The 5,154-nt window shown below is 37.3% G+C and carries 5 protein-coding genes; 3 read left to right on the plus strand and 2 right to left on the minus strand.

Annotated elements, in window-relative coordinates; genetic code table 11:
- Both AC1DJR_RS16730 and corA read left to right on the plus strand, forming a co-directional pair.
- Positions 1-1,162, plus strand: a 1,162-nt coding sequence (locus AC1DJR_RS16730; RefSeq protein WP_477003061.1) for a pyrimidine-nucleoside phosphorylase, incomplete at its 5' end; no start/stop codon positions are given.
- 221 nt (positions 1,163-1,383) lie between these two features.
- Positions 1,384-2,334 (plus strand): magnesium/cobalt transporter CorA, encoded by a 951-nt coding sequence (corA, locus tag AC1DJR_RS16735; protein WP_477003062.1) that lies wholly within the window; start codon positions 1,384-1,386, stop codon positions 2,332-2,334.
- A gap of 33 nt (positions 2,335-2,367) precedes the next feature.
- On the opposite strand, the gene AC1DJR_RS16740 is transcribed toward corA, so the two are convergent.
- Together AC1DJR_RS16740 and AC1DJR_RS16745 are read right to left on the minus strand one after the other, a co-directional pair.
- Positions 2,368-3,657 (minus strand): NCS2 family permease, encoded by a 1,290-nt coding sequence (locus AC1DJR_RS16740; RefSeq protein ID WP_070144750.1) that lies wholly within the window; start codon positions 3,655-3,657, stop codon positions 2,368-2,370.
- A gap of 134 nt (positions 3,658-3,791) precedes the next feature.
- Entirely contained in the window at positions 3,792-4,463 is a 672-nt protein-coding gene (locus AC1DJR_RS16745; RefSeq protein WP_477003063.1) for an SIMPL domain-containing protein, read from the minus strand.
- Between the two features lie 160 nt (positions 4,464-4,623).
- Between AC1DJR_RS16745 and AC1DJR_RS16750 the strand changes: the two genes are divergently transcribed.
- Positions 4,624-5,043, plus strand: a complete 420-nt coding sequence (locus AC1DJR_RS16750; RefSeq protein WP_002088468.1) for a MarR family winged helix-turn-helix transcriptional regulator — start codon at positions 4,624-4,626, stop codon at positions 5,041-5,043.
- Positions 5,044-5,154 lie beyond the last annotated feature (111 nt).

The raw sequence follows: 5,154 nt of genomic DNA on the forward strand, positions 1-5,154 counted from the left end.
AGATATGAATGATCAAGAACGTGCTGATTTAACGATGGCAATGGTAAATAGCGGTGATACAATTGATTTATCAGCCATTGAAGGGGTAAAAGTAGATAAGCATTCAACGGGTGGAGTTGGTGATACAACGACACTTGTATTAGGTCCATTAGTAGCTGCTTTAGGTGTACCAGTTGCGAAAATGTCTGGACGAGGTCTAGGACATACKGGTGGTACAATTGATAAATTAGAAGCAGTACCAGGATTCCATGTGGAAATTGAAAATGATGAATTCATGCGTCTTGTAAATGAAAATAAAATTGCTGTTATCGGACAAAGTGGAAACTTAACACCTGCTGATAAAAAGTTATATGCACTTCGTGATGTAACGGCAACAGTAAATTCTATTCCGCTTATTGCAAGCTCGATTATGAGTAAAAAAATTGCTGCTGGTGCAGATGCAATTGTTCTTGATGTGAAAACTGGAGCAGGTGCATTTATGAAAACGGATGAAGATGCAAAGCGTTTAGCAGAAGCAATGGTACGCATCGGTAATAACGTTGGTCGTAATACGATGGCAGTTATTTCTGATATGAGTCAGCCGCTTGGTGAAGCAATTGGTAATGCATTAGAAGTACAAGAAGCAATTGATACATTACAAGGTAAGGGACCGAAAGATTTAGAAGAGCTATGTTTAACGCTTGGAAGTCAAATGGTATACCTTGCTGGACAAGCTTCATCTTTAGAAGATGCTCGTGAAAAGCTAATTGAAGTAATGAACAACGGTAAAGCGCTAGGATCATTTAAAACGTTCTTATCAGCGCAAGGCGGCGATGCTTCTGTTGTTGATGATCCTTCTAAATTGCCACAAGCACAATTTAAAATTGAAGTGGAAGCGAAAGAAGACGGTTACGTATCGGAAATCGTTGCAGATGAAATCGGAACAGCAGCAATGCTTTTAGGAGCAGGGCGTGCAACGAAAGAGTCTGAAATTGATTTAGCAGTGGGTCTAATGCTTCGTAAAAAAGTAGGCGATAGCGTGAAAAAAGGTGACTCTCTTGTTACAATTTACGCAAACCGCGAAAATGTTGAAGATGTAAAAGCGAAAATTTATGAGAACATGAAAATCTCTAAAGAACACGTAGGTGCACCAACTTTAGTACACGGAATTGTAACGAAGTAATAAAGTGAAACTTTAATCAGGGGGGCTTTATCCCCACTGATTATTAGCCTTCACCAATCGGGCRTTTACGGGCAGCCCGACCCAGACCTAACTTCTKTGCTTTCGCTGAATTTTGAGGTAGGGGTCTTACTGCCCGCAAATAGCGGGATAAAAAAAAGCTGAGGAGATTTCTCCTTGGCTTTTTTTACTATTTTTTGTTTATAATAGTAAAGGGTGAAATTATGATTAGAATTTGTGCAATAACGAAAAAAAATGAAGTTTTATATGATGTKTCGCTAGAAGAAACGARAMAAGARAACATCRTATGGTATTGGCTTGATTTATATAAGCCRACGAAAGARGAGTATACATATATTTTACAAGATCACTTCAAATTCCATCCCCTTGCAATTGAAGATTGTGTAGAGTATGTACAGAGGCCAAAGGTAGATTTTTATGATGGATATAACTTTTTAGTTCTCCATGCATTCGGAGAAGACGGATTAGAACCGCATGAAATCGATTTATTTGTTAGTGATCGATATATAGTCTCTTTTCACTTCTCTCATAACAATGCGATTGAAAGAGTATGGAAAACGCTCGGTGAGAAGAAACGTATTAAGAAGAGTCCTTTAAATGTAGCACATACAATTATTGACCAAATTGTAGATGATTATTTCGCACCTGTATATTACATTGAAGACCATTTAAATGCAATTGATGATAATTTAACGGGTGAGACAGCAGGAAGTGTGCTAGAAGAGGTATTTGATATTCGGACAGATTTATCTAAGCTAAGGCGTACGATTATTCCGATGCGTGATTTATTGTATCGCATTTTAAATTCAACTCGTTTTTACGGTATAAGCGATCATGAAATTTATTTTAAAGACATACATGATCATTTGCTTAAACTGACAGAGATGATTGAAGCGAGCCGTGAATTGACAGCAGATATTCGAGATAGTTACTTTTCATTGAATTCCCACCATATGAACAATATTATGAAAACATTAACTGTTTTCTCAACTATTTTCATGCCGTTAACATTTATTGCAGGGGTATACGGCATGAACTTCGCACATATGCCAGAGCTTGGCGGGAAGTATAGTTATTTTATTTGCTTAATTTTAATGGCGTTAATTGGCGGCGGAATGATGGCTTGGTTTTATAAAAAAGGTTGGTTTAAGTAAAAAAACACCGAGGATTTCCTCGGTGTTTGTTTCTTAGCCAATAGCGTGTAATACGAACATGGCTAAGAATAAGCATGTAATAATATACATGGACGGTGCGACTTCTTTACGCTTTCCAAGAGCAACTTTCAAGATAGGATAAGCAATAAATCCGAACGCAATACCATCAGCGATACTATATGTGAGCGGGATCATAACGATAATTAAAAACGCTGGAAATCCTTCTGAAAAGTCGTTCAGAGGAATTTGTTGAATGCTTGTAATCATCAGACCGCCAATAATAATTAAGATTGGTGCAATGGCACTATCAGGAATTATTTTGACAAACGGAAGCGCAAACAGTGATGCGAAGAATAACAACCCTGTAACGATAGACGTCAGACCTGTCTTTCCGCCGGCAGTAATACCTGCGGCACTCTCTACTGTTGAAACGGTAGGGCTTGTGCCAAATAGACCACATGTCATTGCTGAAATTGCATTTGCTTGGTAAGCACGTGGGAATTTACGATCATCTTCTAATAAACCGTGAAGTAGTCCCATGTTCTCAAAAATAAGCACCATGCTTAAGGAGAATGTTGCAATCCAAAATGGYAAGGAAGAAAGTTTYCCAAATGACATAGCTCCAAACACATCGCCRTAATTAGCGAATGAAAACGAACTATTTCCCATTTGACTCGTATCAACAAGACCAAACAGCCATGCAATACCAGTTCCAATTGCAATCGTCCATAAAAAGTTTCCACGTACGTTACGAACAAATAGCACAAGTGCCACAATAAGAGTAAGTAGTGTTGCAAGAACGATAGGACTACTTAATTTCCCCATTGCAACAGCAGTATTAGGATGCGAAACGACTAAACCACCTTTTTGCAAGCCGATGAAAGCTAAAAACAACCCGATACCGACAGTGATCGCTTCCTTTAATGACTTTGGAATCGATACCGAAAGCACGCGAGCAATCGGTGTAAAAGCAGCAATTGCAAAAATAATACCGGCGATAAAAACAGCTGCCAATGCTTCTTGCCAAGCTAAACCGAGCGTATGCACAGCAGTGTACGTGAAGAATGCATTTACACCCATACCAGGGACAAGAATAGCAGGTGCATTTGCCCAAAATGCCATRAGTAGACATCCGACAAATGAACTRAAAACAGTTGCCAAAATTCCTGCYTCAAGAGGAATGCCGGCATCTGATAAGATTGACGCATTTACAATCATAATATAAACRATTGTGAAAAATGACGTGACTCCAGCTAAAACTTCTTGTTTTGGTGATGTTTGGTGTAAGTCTAATTTAAATGTTCTTTCAAGTATTCCTTTCATGTTAAACCTTCTTTTTCATATCCCTCTCCCACCCGTGATATCTCTTATGTAAGAGCTCACCGTCCTTTATTATATCAGAACATCATGTTTTTACAACAACGAAAATGATAACGGTTACTTATAAATGAGTTTATTTATAAATACGTAAAAATTGCCCGGATAGATGAAATGATTTCTAGTTCTCCTGATTGAATGGGCGGAGCTGCTTGCGCATGCAAAGTAGCATATGATGMGATCTCCCGTGGTAATTGGGCAGATTCTTCAACGAGTGAGAGGGGAACAGGATTAATATTTAAATTGTAGGTACTCGCAATTGTACGAGCTTTGTCTACTGCTTGTTGCAGAGCTTGAATGAGAGCTTGCTCATAATATTTATTTGGATGAGATATTCGAAAACGTAATCCTTTTGCTACGTTTGCACCATTTGTAACGGCTATATCATATACTTCCCCTGCTTTTTGCACATTTAAAACGGTAATTTCATACAAATGCTCCACACGGTATCCTTGTAGTAATGCTTTATCATTTACATATTCGTATTGAGGAGTAATCGTATAAGAAATAGTTTCTATATCTTTATCGGCAATACCTAGCTGTTTGAGTGCATCAAGCAATTGTTTCGATTGCACTGCATTTTCTTCTTGCGCTTGTTTTACATTTTTACTATCGGTTCGAATGCCCAGTGTTAATATGACAACATTTGGTTTTGCCTTTATAATGCCTTCTCCTTGTACAGTAATAGTAGCTTCTTTACCAGTATTTGTCGTACGGATATTATGTAGATACGGATTCATTCCACTTTGCATTTATGCTCACCATCCTTTTTTATATGTATATGTGTGAACAAAAAAGAAAATCTTATGAAAAAAGTTACATAAATGAGAATGTTGAGGGAAGAAAGCATATACAATATAGGTATTTATAGATTATAATATGTGTAAATATGATAAAAAAGGGACGAGGCTAGTGAACGAAAATAGAGAAACACTGATTTTAGATTTATCTGCATCATTTCGAAAGATGATACGTTTATTACAAAATGATATTAATACACGTTTTTCAGAGCATATGCCATATAATGAATTTTCTGTATTACGTGCGTTATTTTTAAAAAGTCCACAGATGGCTTCGCAAATTGCGAGTGAAGTAAACGTAACCTCCAGTCATATTACAGCTGTAACAGATCGTCTCGTGCGAAAAGGGTTTGTTGAAAGAAAACGTTCAAATTCGGACCGTCGTATCGTATACTTAGAAATTACTGAAAACGGACGAGAAGTAACTGAAAAGCTTGAAGCTGTGCGTAAAGAATATTATAAAGAGAAATTTAAAGGTTGGAGCGACCAAGAGATAGAAATGGTTTTAGAACTATTTGGCCGCGTATTATAATAAATGAGGATAGGAAGCGAGAGCTTTCCTATCCTTTTTCTTTTGAATAAAAATATTTTGAAACTCCGATACTTTAATTAAACAGATCGGAGGAAAGATTATGAAATATAT

Source organism: Bacillus sp. 05T31, assembly GCF_056396725.1.